Source organism: Kribbella sp. VKM Ac-2568 (genome assembly GCF_004345365.1).
GTDB classification, from domain to species: Bacteria; Actinomycetota; Actinomycetes; order Propionibacteriales; family Kribbellaceae; genus Kribbella; species Kribbella orskensis.
The window spans coordinates 149,970-167,228 of record NZ_SLVF01000011.1 but is presented as its reverse complement, the minus strand read 5'-3'; the positions used below and the strand labels follow the sequence as shown (position 1 = coordinate 167,228).

Annotated in this window: 16 protein-coding genes; 4 read left to right on the top strand and 12 right to left on the bottom strand. The window is 69.3% G+C overall.

Going from position 1 to position 17,259, the window contains the following annotated elements; all coding sequences use genetic code 11:
- Positions 1 to 43 precede the first annotated feature (43 nt).
- The 3 genes from EV648_RS29835 to EV648_RS29825 all read right to left on the bottom strand — a co-directional run bounded on the left by EV648_RS29835 (position 44) and on the right by EV648_RS29825 (position 3,804).
- Positions 44 to 2,332 carry a helicase C-terminal domain-containing protein gene (locus EV648_RS29835; RefSeq protein ID WP_132298450.1) on the bottom strand — a complete coding sequence of 763 codons (2,289 nt, stop codon included), beginning with the start codon at positions 2,330 to 2,332 and terminating at the stop codon, positions 44 to 46.
- Between the two features lie 109 nt (positions 2,333 to 2,441).
- Positions 2,442 to 2,987 carry an AAA family ATPase gene (locus EV648_RS29830; RefSeq protein WP_132298449.1) on the bottom strand — a complete coding sequence of 182 codons (546 nt, stop codon included), beginning with the start codon at positions 2,985 to 2,987 and terminating at the stop codon, positions 2,442 to 2,444.
- A gap of 16 nt (positions 2,988 to 3,003) precedes the next feature.
- A complete protein-coding gene (locus EV648_RS29825; protein ID WP_132298448.1) occupies positions 3,004 to 3,804 on the bottom strand; it encodes a GNAT family N-acetyltransferase in 801 nt (266 codons plus the stop codon).
- Positions 3,805 to 3,918: 114 nt separating this feature from the next.
- Here EV648_RS29825 and EV648_RS29820 point away from each other — a divergent pair, with 114 nt between their 5' ends.
- Positions 3,919 to 4,701, top strand: coding sequence for an alpha/beta fold hydrolase (locus EV648_RS29820; protein ID WP_132298447.1), 783 nt, complete (start codon positions 3,919 to 3,921; stop codon positions 4,699 to 4,701).
- Between the two features lie 55 nt (positions 4,702 to 4,756).
- Here the strand turns inward: EV648_RS29820 and EV648_RS29815 are convergent, their stop codons facing one another.
- From EV648_RS29815 to EV648_RS29795, 5 genes are all read right to left on the bottom strand, one after another.
- The gene (locus EV648_RS29815) at positions 4,757 to 5,137 is read right to left on the bottom strand and encodes a DUF427 domain-containing protein (protein WP_132298446.1); all 381 of its coding nucleotides are present in this window, start codon (positions 5,135 to 5,137) and stop codon (positions 4,757 to 4,759) included.
- Positions 5,138 to 5,250: 113 nt separating this feature from the next.
- Positions 5,251 to 6,042, bottom strand: coding sequence for a metallophosphoesterase (locus EV648_RS29810; RefSeq protein WP_132298445.1), 792 nt, complete (start codon positions 6,040 to 6,042; stop codon positions 5,251 to 5,253).
- A 7-nt stretch (positions 6,043 to 6,049) separates the two neighbouring features.
- Entirely contained in the window at positions 6,050 to 7,285 is a 1,236-nt protein-coding gene (locus EV648_RS29805; RefSeq protein ID WP_132298444.1) for an Nramp family divalent metal transporter, read from the bottom strand.
- Positions 7,286 to 7,343: 58 nt separating this feature from the next.
- Positions 7,344 to 8,105 carry a hypothetical protein gene (locus EV648_RS29800; protein ID WP_132298443.1) on the bottom strand — a complete coding sequence of 254 codons (762 nt, stop codon included), beginning with the start codon at positions 8,103 to 8,105 and terminating at the stop codon, positions 7,344 to 7,346.
- Positions 8,106 to 8,277: 172 nt separating this feature from the next.
- Positions 8,278 to 8,901 (bottom strand): SIMPL domain-containing protein, encoded by a 624-nt coding sequence (locus EV648_RS29795; RefSeq protein ID WP_132298442.1) that lies wholly within the window; start codon positions 8,899 to 8,901, stop codon positions 8,278 to 8,280.
- A 160-nt stretch (positions 8,902 to 9,061) separates the two neighbouring features.
- Between EV648_RS29795 and EV648_RS29790 the strand changes: the two genes are divergently transcribed.
- On the top strand, positions 9,062 to 10,003 hold the full coding sequence (locus EV648_RS29790) for a DUF6454 family protein (protein WP_132298441.1): 942 nt from the start codon (positions 9,062 to 9,064) through the stop codon (positions 10,001 to 10,003).
- On the opposite strand, the gene EV648_RS29785 is transcribed toward EV648_RS29790, so the two are convergent.
- Positions 9,996 to 11,435, bottom strand: coding sequence for a restriction endonuclease (locus EV648_RS29785; RefSeq protein WP_132298440.1), 1,440 nt, complete (start codon positions 11,433 to 11,435; stop codon positions 9,996 to 9,998). The genes EV648_RS29790 and EV648_RS29785 overlap by 8 nt on opposite strands.
- 217 nt (positions 11,436 to 11,652) lie before the next feature.
- Between EV648_RS29785 and EV648_RS29780 the strand changes: the two genes are divergently transcribed.
- Positions 11,653 to 13,275 (top strand): AMP-binding protein, encoded by a 1,623-nt coding sequence (locus EV648_RS29780; RefSeq protein WP_132298439.1) that lies wholly within the window; start codon positions 11,653 to 11,655, stop codon positions 13,273 to 13,275.
- Here the strand turns inward: EV648_RS29780 and EV648_RS42770 are convergent.
- From EV648_RS42770 to EV648_RS29760, 3 genes are all read right to left on the bottom strand, one after another.
- The gene (locus EV648_RS42770) at positions 13,268 to 13,606 is read right to left on the bottom strand and encodes an MmcQ/YjbR family DNA-binding protein (RefSeq protein WP_158294105.1); all 339 of its coding nucleotides are present in this window, start codon (positions 13,604 to 13,606) and stop codon (positions 13,268 to 13,270) included. The two genes, EV648_RS29780 and EV648_RS42770, sit on opposite strands and share 8 nt — an antisense overlap.
- A 396-nt stretch (positions 13,607 to 14,002) precedes the next feature.
- Complete coding sequence (locus tag EV648_RS29765) at positions 14,003 to 14,962, bottom strand: R2-like ligand-binding oxidase (RefSeq protein WP_132298437.1); 960 nt, start codon at positions 14,960 to 14,962, stop codon at positions 14,003 to 14,005.
- A gap of 29 nt (positions 14,963 to 14,991) precedes the next feature.
- Positions 14,992 to 15,570 (bottom strand): TetR/AcrR family transcriptional regulator, encoded by a 579-nt coding sequence (locus EV648_RS29760; RefSeq protein WP_132298436.1) that lies wholly within the window; start codon positions 15,568 to 15,570, stop codon positions 14,992 to 14,994.
- A gap of 121 nt (positions 15,571 to 15,691) precedes the next feature.
- On the opposite strand from EV648_RS29760, the gene larE reads away from it, so the two are divergent.
- Positions 15,692 to 17,161, top strand: a complete 1,470-nt coding sequence (larE, locus tag EV648_RS29755) for an ATP-dependent sacrificial sulfur transferase LarE (RefSeq protein ID WP_132298435.1) — start codon at positions 15,692 to 15,694, stop codon at positions 17,159 to 17,161.
- The last annotated feature ends 98 nt before the right edge of the window (positions 17,162 to 17,259 follow it).

The window sequence follows — 17,259 nt, the reverse complement described above, 5'->3', positions numbered from 1 at the left end:
CGTCCCGACGGGACGTGCGCCGGAGGACCTCAGCGGGTTGGGATTACTTGTCGACTGGGCGGGCGGCGGCGATTCGGTGGAGGGCGTAGGTGCGGGGTTGGTCGGCGGCTTCGTCGTAGGCGGTCAGCCAGCCGTCGGCTACGCGGACGGGTTCGACGATGCGTTCGGCGGAGTTGCCGTTGTGGTCGACGTAGGAGATCCAGGTGCGGGTGTGTCCCTCGGCGGCTTCGCTGAGGATGCTGATGGTTTCGGCTGGGGCGGTAGTGTCGCCGGAGGTGTGTTCGGCCGGGCGTTCGGCGGCTACGCGATCGCCGGCGCGGACGCGTTCGATCACGGCCTGCACCTGGTCTTCGGTCAGCTCTACCGTGTTGTCGGCGAAGTCCCGGCTGGTACGGCGACGCGGTGGTTCGCCGCGGCGGTTGCCCGCGGTCGTCACGTGGACGACCCCGTCGAAGGTCTCCCCGAGCGGCGCCAGCCCGGCCTCGCGCAGCCGGCTCAGGACCTGGTCGGGCGGTGACGGCGACACCACCACGGTCGGCGCGAGTCGCCGGAAGCGGATGCCCGGCAGGTTCGTGCTCAGCAACCCGGTCAGCACGTTCTCGTCGTCACACCGCAGGTACGTCGACGCCGCCCCGATCCGCAGTACTCCGTGCCGGCGCGCGACGTCGTCGATCAGGTAGGTCAACGGCTGCGGGACCGGAGTACGCGAGTGCTCGGCCAGCCACTTGTGCAGCTGGTCGCTGGTCCGCCCGAGGTCGAAGGCACGGCGCACCGAACCCTCGCTGAAGCGGAACACCCCACCTCCACCGTGCGACTCCACGTCAGCCATCGCAGCCAGCTCATCCTGTACTGCGCGGACGAGCGGCCCGGGTGCCACCGCGGTCAGGTCGGCCTGCAGCAGCACCTCCGACACGGGCTCGGGGACCAGCGGCTGGATCGCGGCGGCTAGGTCGTCCGTGCTCGGCTCGTCCTTCAGGAGCACGTGCGCGTGGGACGCCAGAGCCCCGAGCCCGGTGAGGCCGAGCAGGGCGGCCTCAGTGATGGTCCACTCGACCAGATCGTCCCGGAACTGGCCGCCGCGGCGCGGGCGGTGCCACGCGACCCAGGTGACGACGGACTCGCTCGCGGGCGCGGTGCCCGGGTCTGCCTCGGACAGGGCGCGCAGGGTGAGCTGCCGGATCTCCGGAGCGAGCAGTCGCTCCAGATCCGGAGCCAGCGCGTTCACCAGTCGTTCGCGGGCAGCGGCAGTCGCGCCACCGCTGTCACGTCGACCGATCAGCCCGATCGCCCGCAGCCCGGTGAACCACGCGTTGACCAGTGCGGCCCACCGATGAGCGGTGTCCAGCTCCAGCCAGTCGTCATACGAACCAGTGGGCAGCCACAGCTCGGTCGTCCCTACCTCGACAGCCGCAACCAGCCCAGCGGAGTACGCGATCTCCAGTACGGCGGCGGCCGCCGGCTCGTCGGCGCCGATCTTCGTGGCGAGGCTGCGGAGCTCCCGTACGCCGATGCCACCAGTACGCAGTACCGGCGGTGGATCCGTCCCCAGCTGCTCCAGTGCGCGGTCAACCTGGCGCACGAGGTCCAGCGCGGCGCCGGCGGCGGCACGGTCGGCAATGGACGCCGACACCTGCTTGCCATCGAGCGGAGGCGGTGTCGGCCGAGTGGACGCCAGTACCCGCCCACCGCGAAGGTGCAGCCCGATCTGCCGCGGCAGGACGACAGTGCTCGGATCCTTCGGTACTACGAGCCCGCGCGCGAGCAGTTTCTCCACCGGCGTACGAGCGGAGGCGATCGTCACCGGACGCTCGGCCTTCTCGACAGAGCCGGTCGGCGGTCCCCAGGTGAGCTTGGCGAGAACCTCGCGAGCCTCCGGCCCGACGTCCTCGATCAGCTGGTCCAGGTCACCGAAGTGCCGGGTGGTGATCGGGCCGAGCCCGGCCGGTGTCGGCCCGAGCAGTTCGTGCACGGCCCGGATCGGGCGGAGGTCGTCCTCGTTGCCCCAGACCAGGGCAAGCGCCAGCAACTCGGCGATCCGAGGCTTGACCACCTCGACGGGCTGGTCGACACCTTTGGCCAGTGCGGCGAGGTCTACGGGTTCGGGTAGTGCGGACAGGGCTTCCAGCAGGTCGACGCCGAATTCGTCGAGCCTGTTGATGGCCCGGGCCGCGGAAGCGTTGGTGGTCGCACGGGCCGCCAGTTGGCCGGTGTCGGCCGGGATCGGTGTTGCCAGGTCTGGCCGGTGCCGGAGCAACTGGCCGAGGGCAGCGTCGTCCCAGCTGCGCAGTGCCTCGGCGAGGGTGCGTGGGCGGGTCCGCTCGGAATTGCTCATCCCTCCAACGGTACGGCCCCCGCCCCAGTGCACACGACCGGCCGCCGAACTCTTGTCCCTGCAATGCGCTTTCCGGAGCGGCGGCCCGGGCCGTGGGACAGAGGAGCAGCTAGTCGGTGAGCTCCCGGGTGTCGCCCGGCTTCCAGCCCAGGTCGGCCAGGATCCGCTCGACCGTCTGCTCCAGCGTGCTGTACCGGTCGATGACTTCCTCGCCGATGCCGGACAGCACGTCGAGTTCCTGGTACCACGACCGCATTTCCTCGCTGCCGACGACGTTGGCCAGTTCGCGGGTGGAGTGCCGGGCCAGCGTCTCCTCGAAGGGGATGTCGAAGTAGTAGTGCCGGGTCAGCCCCCGGTGGTCGACGGTCAGGGTACGCAGCATCTCGCCGTAGCGGCCCGCGTCCAGGATCCCCTCCACGATCACGTCGTACCCGTGGTCGAGGGCGTAGCGGGCGCTCGCATCGATCAGACCGATGTTCGGCGAGCCCGGCCGATCCCTTTCCCACAAGAGGATCCGGCGGATCTGGTCCTGCTCGACCCAGGCCGTACGACGGCCGAGGCGTTCCCGCAGCAGCCGGGCGGTACTGCTCTTGCCAGAACCCGAGTTCCCCCGCAGGACGATGAGCTTCGACTCCGGAGTTCCACTGGCAGCCACCCGCAGGAGAATAGGCCTATTCGGGGGCAGGTTCGGCGGCGCCGACCGAGCCGATCCGGTGGAAGCCGACCCGCTCGTAGACGGCGGCAACGGCGTCGCTGTCGGCGGACAGCAGAACCAGGTCGATCCCGCTCGCGAAGGCATGCTCGGCCAGACAACTCGTCACCGCGGCAGCCAGTCCCTGCCTTCGCATCGCCGGCAACGTGGCCACTCCGACGATCTCGGTGGCGTCGCCGACCGGCTGGTGGCTCCCGCTCGCGAGCATCCCCCGGTGGTCGGAGGCGCCGGCGGTGATGGAGACCCCCGCCTGAGCCCGTTCGAGCAACGCGGCCGCGGTCTCGTCGGGGATCTCGGCGAGATTGGCATCACGGGCCTCCGTGCCCCCGTCGCCGATCGCGGTACCGGGAGTGCCGAAGCCCACCGAGGCGACGGCGCGGGCCTCCCGCAGTACGGACTCGACGGCGGGCAGGATCGCGCACTCGACAGCGGCGGTGACCAGCTTGAAGTCCGCCCGGTCGAGCACCAGCAAGGGGTGCTCGCGCACCTCGAGCCCGGCGCCCGCGGCGGCCGGACCGAGGGAGGGGCAGGTGTCGACGACCCACTCGAGGCTGAACGGCAGCCCGAGTTCGTCGTTGCGGGCCCGCACCTTCTCGATGTCGCCGGGCTGGATCGTGGCGCCCGAGCCGGGGATCGGGCGGGCGTAGTACGGCCAGATCGTGGTCGAGCGGAAGAGGGTGAACGGTCCCACCTGCTGCCCGGTCGCCCCCGACAACGGGGCCGCGTGCAGGTAGTCGTCGACTCTGGAAAGGATGCTCATCACTGGCAGTGAAGCAGCCGCCGTCGCACCCGACAACCGAATATGTCGAGATCCGGCGAGCGGCGCCGACGTCGTCTGTGCAGGGGCGCGCGCCTCTGCGGGAGGAGGACGGACATGCTGACAGTGAGGTCTGCGGACGGGACACCGATCGCGTACGAGCGGTCGGGCAGCGGTGAGCCGGTGATCCTGGTCGGGGGAGCGCTCTGCGTCCGCGCGTCGACGGCGCCGCTGGGCGAGGCACTGGCACCCAACTTCACGGTCGTCTCGTACGACCGCCGCGGCCGGGGCGACAGCGGGGACAGAGACTCGTACGCCGTCGCTCGCGAGGTCGAGGATCTCGGCGCGCTGATCACGGCACTAGGCGGTACTGCGGCCGTGTACGGGCACTCGTCGGGCGCGGCGCTGGTGGTCGCGGCTGCGGCGAGTGGGCTGCCGATCACCAAGGTGGTCCTGCACGAGCCGCCGTACGGGGAGGACGACGAGGAGTCGAGGCGGGAGTCGGACGAGGCCGGCGCGACGGTGATCCGGCTGCTGGCGGAGAACCGGCGGGTAGAGGCGGTCGAGGCGTTCCTGACGATGGCCGGGATGCCGGCCGAGGACGCCTCGGGAATGGCGGGTGCGCCCGGGATGGCCGAGGTCGCCCACACGCTTGCCTACGACTTCGCGGTGATGGACAACGGGGCACCTGGCGGGGTGGTGCCGCTCGAGCTGCTCGGCAAGGTGACGCAGCCCGGTCTGGCCATCTGCGGATCCGTCAGCCCGCCCTTCATGACCGAGGCGGCCCGGAAGGTCGCGAAGGCGCTGCCTGGCGGTCGGCTGGTCGAGCTGGAAGGCCATCACCACGTGGTGCCGCCGGAGGTTCTCGCACCTGTGCTGGTGGAGTTCCTTGAGGCCTGAAACACGCGAAGCGGGCTGCACATCCCCCGCGCAGATGTGCAGCCCGATCAGGAGTTCAGTCGGCGAGGATCTCGATCGAGTCCACCCGGTCCGGGTAGAACGCGACGTGGTCCCGGATGTCGGCGACCGCGTCGTACGGGCTCTCGTAGGTCCAGACCGCGTTCACGGTCTTCTCGCCGCCCGGGATGACGCTGTAGTAGGACGCCTCGCCCTTGTACGGGCAGTAGCTTTCGTGGGCCGTGCGCTCGAGGGCCGTCATGTCGACGTCCTTGCGCGGGATGTACTGCACGGCCGGATAGCTGGCCTCCTGCAGCGACAGCGCGTCCCGGCTGTCCGCGATGACCTGGCCCGCGACCTTCACGACCACCCGGTCCGGGTTCTTCTCCACCGTGATCGGGTGGTCCGGACCCGGAATCTTGACCGGCTTGTCAGACATATCTCAGCTCCCAAGACGTGCGAGATCGACTCTTCACATCTCAACAACCGCGTCCGCCGGCAGCGCATTCCGGCCCGGCGGAAATCAGACCGGCGGAACTCAGCTCCCCGGTATCAGATCGGCAGCAGCTTCACGACGAGACAGGGGCCGCCGTCGAACGTGCCGCCGTCGATGCCCAGCGCCAGCCCGTCGGAGTACAGCAGCGGACCGGTCAGGTACGCCGGGTCGATGCCGAGCTGGTCCGCCACGATGCTGTGGCCGTGCACGATCCGCCGGCCGCCGAGGCGTTCCAGCAGCTCGGCCGCGATCACCGGGCCGGCCTCGCCGCGGAATGCGTACCGCGACGTCATCCGGCGCCACATCTCCCACCAGACGACGATGCTGTCGCTGTGCAGGTCGGACCGGGCGGCCTGGTTGATCTCCTCGATCGAGTCACCCCACTCGAGGTACTCCTCGGTGTCGGAGTGCATCAGCAGGTGGTCCGCGTCGAGCCCGAGCATCGGCCGGTCGATCAGCCAGGCGACGTCCTCTTCGGTGAGCAGTTCCTGGTCGCGGTCCTGGCCGCCGTTCAGCGCCCAGCTGCGTTCGAAGCTGCGGGAGGTGATCCCCTCGTGCGGCACGAAGGTGTCGCCGAACTTGCGCATCCCGAGCGCCAGGATCTCGTGGTTGCCCAGCAGCACGTGGACCTCGCCGGTGCCGTCGGCCGCCTGTTCGGCCAGCCGGCGCACCATCCGCAGTACTCCGATGCCGTCCGGGCCGCGGTCGAAGAAGTCGCCGAGGAACCATAGCCGGGCGTCCTCGCCGGACCAGTTGCCCTCGGCGTCGATCAGACCGGCCTCCTGCAGTGCCGCGGTCAGCTTCTCCGGATGACCGTGGACGTCACTGACCGCGTACGTCGCGGTCACGCGGGGGTCACCCGCGCAGCGTCAGTACGATCAGTACGACGTTGAGGGCCGTGACGGCGGTCGCTACCAGGCATGCGGTGAGAGTAGTCGGCCACTGGTTGACAAGGGCGCCCATGACACGCTTGGACGCCGTCAGCCGCACCAACGGCCACAAGACGCAGGGGATGCCGAAGCTCAGCACCACCTGCGAGACGACCAGCGCCCGGCTCGGGTCGATCCCGATCGCGAGGATCACCAGCGCGGGCAGCAGCGTGATCAGCCGGCGCACGGCGAGCGGGATGTGCCGCTTCCAGAAGCCTTCGAGGATCACCGAACCGGCGTACGTGCCGACCGAGGACGAGGCGAAGCCGGACGCCAGCAACGCGAGCGCGAACAGTAGAGCTGCCAGACCGCCGAGGCGGTCCCCGATCGCGGTGTGGGCGGCGTCGAGGGAGTCGGCGCCGGTGCCCTTGAGGGCGGCCGCGGCCAGCACGACCATCGAGAGGTTGACCGCGCCGGCCAGCGCCATCGCGACCGCCACGTCCATCCGGGTGGCGCGCAGTATCCGCTGCTTTCCTGAGGTGGAGCGGATGGACTTCCAGTGCCGGTCGGTGACCAGGGCACCGTGCAACCAGATGGCGTGCGGCATCACGGTCGCGCCGAGCATGCCGGCGGCAAGCACCAGCGACTCGGTGCCGTCCAGGCGCGGGACGAGACCGCTGACGATCCCGGAGCCGGACGGGTGCGACTGGACGGTGGAGACGACGAACCCGACCAGGACGACCGCGAGCAACCCGATGATGGCCGCCTCGAACGGGCGTTGACCGCGCTTCGACTGGTAGATCAGCAGGGCGAACGAGACCGCCCCGGTGATCACCCCGCCGAGCAGCAGCGGGATCCCGAACAGCAGGTTGAGGGCGATCGCGCCGCCGACCACCTCGGCCAGGTCGGTCGCGACGGCGACCAACTCGGCCTGCGCCCACAGCCCGGTCGAGGTGGAGCGACTGAAGTGGTCGCGGCACAGCTGCGGCAGCGTCCTACCGGTGGCGATGCTCGCCTTGGCGGCCAGGTATTGCACCAGCACTGCCATCAGGTTCGCGCCGACGACGACCCAGCAGAGCAGATAGCCGTACGTCGCCCCGGCCGCGATGTTGGTGGCGAAGTTGCCGGGGTCGACGTACGCGACGGCCGCCACGAAGGCAGGGCCGAGCAGCAGCAGACCCGAACGGTTCAGCTGACGACGCAACGGTGCCGGCGCATACATGGGAAGAGTGTGTACCAGGTGACGGACAGTTCAGCCTTCTGTCTGAAAATGAGACGACTCAGGTACCCGTCTTGGTGGTGCCCAGAACCTTGGTGGCCTTCGCGGCGGCGTCGATGGTCGGCTCCTCGATGTCGGCCGAGCTGTCGAAGGCCATGCTGAGTACCACGTCACCGAGACCGGCGAACACGAAGGTGATCTCGAAGCCCTCCAGCGGACCGCTCGTCGCGGCGAACCGCGCCGCCACCGGGCTGGTGCCCGCCTTGGGCGGAGCGACCTCGGTGACCGAGACCGGGGACGTCCCCGCGCCGGGGATGGTGATGGAGGCCTTGCGGCAGGACTCGATCGCCTTCCGGGTGGTGGCGAGCAGAGTCGCCGTGGCCGCCGGGGTGCCCATCGCGTCCAGCGACTCCTGGACGTACGGCCCTTCCTGGCCGCCGGAGAAGACCCGCATGGCCTCGGCCTTCGAGCCCGGCGCGGTCTTGGCGTTGAAGAGTCGGACCACGCTCGCGCACTTCGGGTCCTTGGACGTCAGCTTGGTGCCGTCGTCCTCCTCGTTCGGTTCGATCTGGAAGCCGGGCGGCAGATCGGCGAGGGCCAGCAGCGCCTTGGTCAGCTCGGCCGCGGTGCGCGGCTTGGCAACCGGAGCAGACGGGGTGCTCGCCGGCGTCGAAGGAGCCGGTGTCGAGCTGGGCGGCGGGGTCGACGAGGTGCTGGTGCTCGGAGCCGGCGAACCGGCGTCGTCCGAGTCGCCCGAGCAGGCGACGAGCACCAGCGCGAGCCCTGCGGCAAGAGCAGTAGAGAAGAGAGAACGCTTGTTCACCACGGGATGACCTCCTGGTCGGACAAAGGGGGTCGGTCGCCTACCAGACGGCCCCCGCTCACCCCGGCCATAGCGTAGAGGTGGGAAGGGGCAGCACCACCAGAGGCCCGCACGGACGGTGACCGAGGTCTCAGCCCTGGCTCTTGTCGCGCATACCTTCCAGCGTTGGGGTTCAGGCCCAGGACCAGCGGATTTCGAGGGAGATCTCGATGGTCTGCTCGCCGGGGGTCACTGATAGTTCGGGGGCGAAGCCGTCGCCGGCTTTGGCGGACTGGAGCATCATCTCGCGGATCGGCGCGTGGCCGTAGGTCTCGGAGACGGCGGCGATGGAGCCGATCGACTGGCCCGCCAGCGTGGCGAGCTGGTCCGCCTTCCTCCGGGCCTGCGCGAACGCGAGCTCGCGCGCCCGGTCCATCAGCGCCCGCTTGTCCTCCACGTCGAACTGCAGGTGGTCCAGCCCAAGGTTGTTGCCCGCGGCATCCACCGCCGCGTTCAGCAGCCGGCCGAACCCGGTCAGGTCCTTGGTCGTCACGATCATCGAGTGCGACGCGCGATAGCCCGCGACGGACATCGAGTCGGCGTACTGCGGATACACGTTCACCGAGCTGGTGTAGATGTCGGCCGCCGCGACACCTTGGGCGCGGAGCGCGGCGTTCACGGCGTCGGTCCGCTCGGCCACCTGCGCGACCGCGGCGGCCACGTCGGCGGCATCGTGCCCGACGCTGAGGTTGAGGCGGAGGACATCGGCCGGCGCGGTGGCCTGACCGGTCCCGGTGACGGTGATCCCAGAGTCCATGCCCGCCAGTCTGACAGCCGGCCACCTCTCACGCCGTACTTCGCCGCCCAGCGCGCCCCGAACCCTTCACCCAGTCACCGTTTCCTGGTCAGCTTGCGGAGGGCCTGGCGTCGTCTGGCCGGCGCAGGCTGATTGATCACCAGACCCAGGGAGAGTTTCGATGCGTAGCAAGACGTTGCTGGCGACCGTGATGGCGGGAGCGCTGCTGACCGGTCTGACCGTGGCCGGCGCCGACGCCACCGGCCGCGACGACCGAGTGGCCCAGGCTTTCGGAGCCACCACCCGCAGTACCGCGTGGTCGCAGGTGGCGCGGATCCCGTTGCGGTTCCCGACCTACCACCCGCAGGGGTTCGCGTTGGTGGGGGACCTGATCTTCCTGTCCAGCGTGGAGGTGCTCGAGGCGCCGGTGCCCTACCCGAAGCCGGTCGACGGGTACGACCGCAGTCCGGGCAGGGGAATCGGCCACCTCTTCGTGATGGACCGGCAGGGCAACCTGAAGAAGGACATCCTCGTCGGCGAGGGGACGGCGTACCACCCGGGTGGCATCGACTACGACGGGGAGAACGTGTGGGTCCCGGCCGCGGAGTACCGGCCGAACTCGCGGGCCATCGTCTACAAGGTGAACCCGAAGACCTACCAGGTCACCGAGCAGTTCCGGGTGAACGACCACGTCGGCGGGGTGGTCCGCGACCGGCGTACCGGGCTGGTGCACGGCGTCAGCTGGGGGTCGCGCACGCTGTTCGAGTGGACGGCTTCCGGCAAGCAGCTGGCGGCTGAGGCCAACCAGAGCCACCTGCTCGACTACCAGGACTGCGACTACGTCAGCCGGAGCAAGCAGCTGTGCGGTGGAGTCACCGGCCTGCCGACGGCGACCGGGGGCAGTTACGAGCTCGGCGGCCTGGCGCTGCTCGACCTGAAGGACCACAACCGGATCCTGCACGAGATCCCGTTCCCTGCCTTCTCCACAGCCGGGCACTCGGTCACCCGCAACCCGGTGGCGATGGAGGTCGACGGCAAGAAGCTGCGGCTCTTCACCGCTCCGGACGACGGCGAGGGAGCCACCGGCACCGAGCTGCTGATCTACGAGTCGCCGATCAGCTAGCGCGGGGCACTATCCGGGCAGGGATGGCGTGCTGGTGGCAGAGGGCCAGCAGGCCGGTGCCGTCGATCAGCTGCAACGGTTTGCCGTTGGCGAACTGGTAGCTGGACGGGCCAAAGCCGCTGGTGGTGACCAGGATGCCCTTGGTCGCCCCGGCGTCGAGCACGGTACCGAAGAGGTCCCGCACCGCGGAGGGTGGCACGGTGCGGGTGTAGAGCTTCGCCTGGACGACGAACTTGCCGCCCGTGATGGGCCTCGGGTCATAGGCCACGCAATCGATTCCACCGTCGTTGCCACGACGGAACACGCGGGTCTCGAGGCCCATCCGCGTCAGCAGGTTGTGCACCAGGTGCTCGAACTCGTCCGGGGTGAGCTCCAGCAGGTTGGGACGGAGGTCGATCTCGCTGAGTACGTCGACCGGCTCGATGGTGCGGGGATCCGCCAGGTCGAAGTCCAGCAGAGGTTCGACCGGCTGCAGCTCCTCCGGGTGCCGGGAGACCTCCGCGGCGAAGTAGTGCCGGACGCACGCGACCGGGTCGAGCTGGTCGAGCACCAGCGACTGGTACTGCTCGCGGGTCGCCCGCAGCGTGATGAGGCACGGCCGCACCGCGCGCCCGGTCGCCAGGTCCACCGACTCCACCATGCCGTTGAAGACCACCGTCTCGACCACGCCGTACCGGTCGTTGCCGAAGACCAGGTGCAAGGCCCGCAGCGCGAGCTGGGCCACGAGTTGCTGGTAGAGCAGCCGGATCTCCTTGTCCGGCCGCGGTACCGGGACCACCGAGTCCCTTTCCTTGTCATACCGGTACGCCGCTTCGGCCGGTACGACGCTCAGGTCCGGCAGGTCCCACTCCAGCGCCAGCAGGGTGGACTCCGGGACATACCCGGCCCTTCGACGGCGCGGGAAGTCGAGCGGCTCGGCGGCCCGATCGAGCGCCTTTTGGAAGTACCGGCTCACTGCTCGCCGGTCGCGGGACTCCACGGCGCGCTGGTACTCGTCGATCCGCGCGTGCTGCTCAGCGGCGGCGTCGTCGAGCCGGCGTTGCCGCTCCGCCTGGTCCCGGATGCCCCGGGCGACCCGGGTGCGGCGGGTCTCCTCGGTGGCCCGGTGCCGTTCGATCGCCTCGGCGAACCTGTCCTCGGCTTCCGTCAGCCGCCGGGCATACCGCCGTTCTCCGCCGAACCAGCGCACGACCGGCCTTGGACGAGGTGGCGCGAAGGCCGCCCACACCGGCCCCGGTCGCGGTACCAGATCCGCCTCCGGCACAGCCGGCGGCGCCCGGCGAGGTACGCGCTTCAACGCCTGCAGATCGGTGCTGCGCAGCTGGGTGGCGAGAGCGGCGGCCAGCATGCAGTGCCCGGACACGCTCGTCAACCGCAGCGGATCGCTGCGCCGCCTCCGCGGTGCGGCCAGGCGGACACTCGCTGCGGGCATGCCGTTCGGTCGACCAACCCATGCCTCACACCCCTCCCTACAAGCGTAACCACTCCACCACGCTCCGCGACCGCGCCACACCAGAGTTAGTCATGACATTGCTTGCCGTCCACACCAAGTTTCCCCGAACTCGAAGACTTGTTCGGATCCGATCATCCGGCCGGCGACGCGCGGAGCCCTCTTGTCGGGGTCGGCGGCGGGGGGTCACGATGGCGGGATGAGGCTGCCTTCTTATGCGTCCGGGGTTTCCGAGGTGCCGTTGTTGGGGGAGACGATCGGGGAGAACCTCAGACGGACGGTCGCGCAGTACGGGGACCGGGAGGCGCTGGTCGAGGTCGTGAGCGGGCGGCGGTGGACGTACGCCGAGTTCGGGGACGCGGTGGACACCTTCGCGCGCGGGTTGATGGCGCGCGGGATCGCCAAGGGGGACCGGGTCGGGATCTGGGCGCCGAACTGCGCCGAGTGGACGATCAGTCAGTACGCGGCCGCCGCGATCGGCGCGATCCTGGTGAACATCAACCCGGCCTACCGAACCCACGAGCTGGCCTACGCGCTGAACCAGTCGGGCGTGAAGGTGCTGATCTCCGCCACCGAGTTCAAGACGAGCGACTACCGCAAGATGGTCGACGAGGTCCGGCCGGACTGTGCCGCGCTCGAGGACGTCGTCTACATCGGTACGCCGGACTGGGACGCGGTGGTCGCCGCGGCGTCAGCCGTCAGCCAGGAGCAACTGGACGAGCGAGCGGGGCAGCTGAGCTTCGACGACGCGATCAACATCCAGTACACGTCCGGGACCACCGGGTTCCCGAAGGGCGCGACGCTCTCGCACCACAACATCCTGAACAACGGCTACTTCGTCACCGAGACGATCGGGTTCGGCCCGGACGACCGGCTCTGCATCCCGGTGCCCTTCTACCACTGCTTCGGCATGGTGATGGGGAACCTCGGCTGTACAACGCACGGCTCGTGCATGGTGATCCCGGCGCCGGCGTTCGACCCCGCGGCCACCTTGAAGGCGGTCCAGGACGAGCGCTGCACCGGGCTGTACGGAGTACCGACGATGTTCATCGCGGAGCTCGGCCTGCCCGACTTCGCGTCGTACGACCTGACGTCGCTCAGGACCGGCGTGATGGCCGGGTCGCCGTGTCCGATCGAGGTGATGAAGCGGTGCGTGGCGGACATGCACATGGCCGAGGTGGCGATCTGCTACGGCATGACCGAGACCTCGCCGGTGTCCACGCAGACCCGCCGCGACGACGACCTGGACCGCCGTACGTCGACCGTCGGCCGGGTGATGCCGCACGTCGAGGTGAAGCTGGTCGACCCGGCCACCGGGCTGGTCGTGCCGCGCGGTGAGACCGGCGAGCTGTGCACCCGCGGGTACTCGGTGATGCTCGGCTACTGGGACGAGCCGGAGAAGACCGCCGAGGCGATCGACCAGGCCCGCTGGATGCACACCGGGGACCTGGCGGTGATGCGCGAGGACGGCTATGTGAACATCGTCGGCCGGATCAAGGACATGGTGATCCGCGGCGGCGAGAACGTGTACCCGCGCGAGATCGAGGAGTTCCTCTACACCCATCCGGACATCGCCGACGTCCAGGTGATCGGCGTACCGGACGACAAGTACGGCGAGGAACTCTGCGCCTGGATCAAGCTCAAGGACGGCGCCGAACCCCTCGACGCCGCCGGCCTCAAGACCTTTGCCGCCGGCAAGCTCGCTCACTACAAGATCCCCCGCTACGTCCTCCTCGTCGACGACTTCCCGATGACGGTCACCGGCAAGATCCGCAAGGTGGAGATGCGCGAGAAGTCCCTGGACCTCCTCGGCCTCAGCTGACTTCGGGATGCGCCTTGACCAGGCGCTTGGGGGCTCGGGCGCGCCAGGAGTCGGTGATGATCTCGCGGACCTCGTCGGTGTCCAGTTGGTCGAGCCAGGCGAAAACGGCCGCGGGGAAGGCCTTCCAGAGCGAATAGGCCTCGGGGTTGCTCGCCGCCAGACCCGCTCGGTCTACGGCCCAGAACTGCAGGAGTTCCCGGCCTTCGTCCCAACGGAGCCGGGCGAACTGCCTACCGGCGACGTCGTACGCCGGCGAGCCCTCGTGCGCCTCACCGGGAGCAGCCTCCGGAAGGCTCAGCGCGATCCTGCCAACGTCATCCCAACTGGCCATCCGCAGAGTCCCTTCGCCGTCCCGGTCACTGTAGTGAGCGACCAGGAGGCGCTGCTTGATCGTTTTCGTGGCTAACCCGGCACCTTGTGCACCAGCTGAGCAGATCCCGGCGGCCCGGGCGCTCACCCGGTGCACAAGGTGGGACCTCGGACACCAAACCGGGACCTCGGACACGAAACAGCCTGTCCCCCAGTCCCCACAAGGTGTCCCAGGTCCCCACAACCGCGCCCACCACCGTCCAGCCATTCGCCCACGTCTGCGTCTCGGCCGCGGTAGCCGCCGAACTTCCGCAGACTGGGGGATCAAGGCAACGGTCATCCCGAACGGCGTCGACTCGTCCCGCTTCGCCGCCGCTCAGGCAGACCTCGAGCTCTACGACTTCTGGTGCTGACTGCGTTATCGGACCGCGGCCAGAGCCGCGGAGTCCTCGTCGCCGAAGACGTCCTCGAGTTTTTCGGGGGAGTAGTCGAGGTCGATGCCGGCCACGTCGGCGCCGACGGCGGATTCGATCGCACCGAGGCGGCGGGTGGCGCGGTCGCCGGCGTACGTCATCAGGGCGGTTGGGTCGATCTCCGGCGGGATCTCGGGCATGGTGTCCAGGGCCCACTGGATCTGGGTGAGGGCGTGCGGGAGCAGTTGCTCCATCGTGTCGGTGACGACCTTCCAGTTGGACTCGTCGGCGGCGATGTGGCGGCGGCAGGTGAAGGTGCCCCAGGCCATGTGGCGGCGTTCGTCGTCGCCGATCCGGCGGATGAGTTCCTGCATGCCGGGCAGTACGCCGCGGCCGGTGCAGAGCAGGTTCCACGCGTGGTAGCCGGTGAGGGCCAGGGTGCCTTCCACCACGTGGTTGTAGGTCACGGAGGCTCGTACTTGGTTCGCCGGGGACGGGTCGTCGGCGAGGGACTTCAGTGCGACGGGAAGAGCCTCGTAGAAGATCGCCCGGTAGCCGGGGTTGTTCTCGATGTACTGATGCAGATCCGCGGTGACGCCGATCGCGTCCAGCCACATCCGGAAGACCGCGGTGTGCTTGGCCTCCTCGAAGCAGAACTGGGTCAGGTACAGCTCGTCCCCGAACCGTCCCTCGCCGGCCATCGCCTGCAGGAAGGGCTGGATGTCCTCGGTGACCGCCTCCTCGCCGGCGATGAACTGCGCGCACAGCATCAACGCGGCCTCGCGCTCGTTGTCGGTGAAGGCCTGCCAGTCGCGGGCGTCCTGGCTGAAGTCGATGTCGCGCGGGTTCCAGAACTTGCGGTTGCCCTTGTCGAACAGCCGCAGCGGCAGCGCGTCCCAGTTGAGACCGCCGGCCCGCAGCGAGCTGAAACCCTGCCGGTGAAGAGGATTGGTCGTCGTCGTCATGCCTACCTCCGAGAACTCAGACTGTTTCTTCAGCTGTTGCTGAGAAAGGGACCCAGCACCCGTGCGACCTGCTCCGCGACGACGGCCGGAGCCGCGCCGGGGTTGACGATGTGACTCAGTACGACGCGCAGCGCGATGTCCACGCAGGTGGTCGCGTCGTCGGCCGGGACGTCCGGCCAGTGTTCGCGCACGTGCGCGTCGAGCCGTTGGTGGCTCAGCTCCAGCACCTGCTGCCCCCGTGTGGTCAGCAGCTGACTGGCCTGGTCGGATCCCGGCTGGCCGAGTGCGGCCTTGATCAGCGGGTTGTCGGACGCAAGATTCAGGGCCCGCTCGATGGCGGCCCGGAGACCCTCGATGGGGTCGGCGTGCTCGGCCAGCGCGGCGTTCACGTCGACCAGGAAGCGCTCGGTCTCGCGCGCGGCGACCGCCTGCAGCACACCCCACTTGTCGCCGAACTCGTTGTAGACGGTCTGCCGGGACACCCCGGTCCGCCGCCCGACCTCGGCCATCCGGAGCCCGTCGTACCCGCCGGCCACGATCGCGTCGTAGGCGGCATCGAGCAGTTCCTCCCGCAACCTGCGCTTGGTCCGATCGGCAAACGAGTCCATGCGGCTAAGGCTTTACATTTCTTTCCCAGATGTCAAGTGCACAGACAGAAGGATCGAAGATGTCAATCGCTGGCTGAGCGCGCTGGAAGTTGCCGGAGCAGGAAGAAGTAGGGTTGGGGACGTGTCAACCGCCGAGATCCAGCCGCCTTCCATGACCACCGACGTGCCGGAGCTTGTTGTCGGATTCGACCTCGATATGACGCTGATCGACTCGCGGCCGGGCATCGGGGCCGTCTGGGATCTGCTCGCGGCCGAGACCGGCGTACCGATCGACACCGACCTGGTGGTGAGCCGGCTCGGGCCGCCGCTGACCTGGGAGATGGCGAACTGGTTCCCCGAGGATCAGGTCGACGCGATGGTCGCGCGGTACCGCGAGCACTACCCGTCGCACGCGATCACCGGCAGTCTGCCGCTGCCTGGAGTGGCCGAGTCACTGGCCGCGATCCGGGCGCTGCGCGGACGCACGGTGGTGGTGTCGGCGAAGTACGCGCCGAGCGTGAAGCTGCACCTGGACCACCTCGGGCTGGACGTGGACGAGCCGATCGGCGATCTGCACGGCGCCGAGAAGGGCATCGCGCTGCGGGAGCACAAGGCGACCATCTATGTCGGCGACCACACTGCTGACATCGACGGCGCCCGCGCTGCCGGTGCCGTCGCGGTGAGCGTTGCCACCGGGCCGTTCACCGCGGACGAGCTGCGCGCCTACGGTGCGGACGTCGTACTGAACGACCTGACCGAGTTCCCCGCCTGGCTGGACGAGTATGTGCTCGAGCAGCGGCTGGAGGCGTTGATGGAGCGGCTGTCGGGCTACCAGAGCATGGTGGTCGCGTTCAGCGGTGGCGCGGACTCCGCATTCCTGCTGGCAGCGGCCGCGCGGGCGATCGGCCCGGCCAACGTGGTCGCGGCGACCGCCGTCAGCCCGAGCCTGCCGGTGGCCGAGCTGGAGCCCGCCGCACGGTTCGCCGACAGCGTCGGCGTTCGGCACGTCACCCCGCACACGCACGAGATGGATCGCGAGGGGTACCAGGCCAACGCGGGCGACCGGTGCTACTTCTGCAAGGCCGAACTGGTGGAGACGCTGCAGCCGATCGCCGACGAGTTCGGCATCGACGCGATCGCCACCGGGACGAACGCGGACGACGCGATCGCCGGGTTCCGGCCGGGCATCCGGGCCGCCTTCGAGCGTGGTGCGATCACCCCGCTCCGGGACGCTCGGCTGACCAAGGCGCAGATCCGCGAGGCCTCCCGCAGCTGGGGGCTGGAGACGTCCGACAAGCCGGCCGCCGCCTGCCTGTCCAGCCGGATCGCGTACGGCATCCGGATCACGCCGAACCTGCTGGTCCGGGTCGACCGCGCCGAGCAAGCTGTCCGTGACCACCTCACTCCGTACGGCGTACAGAACGTCCGGGTGCGGGACCTCGGCGAGTCGGCGAGCATCGAGATCGACGCCGGCCTACTCGGCACGGTCGACACCTCGGCACTGGTCGAGTTGGTCCGGGCCGAGGGGTTCGCCACGGCCGCCGTCGACCCCCGCGGCTTCCGCTCCGGCTCGATGAACGAGCGCCTCCCCGATCCCGAGCGCTACCGCTGAGCAGAGCCACTCGTCCAGGCGTCCGCTGGTGTGCCCGACGTACCGTGGAGAGTGAGCCGGGGCTCGCCGAGGGATACGAGAATCAGGGGTGCGGAATC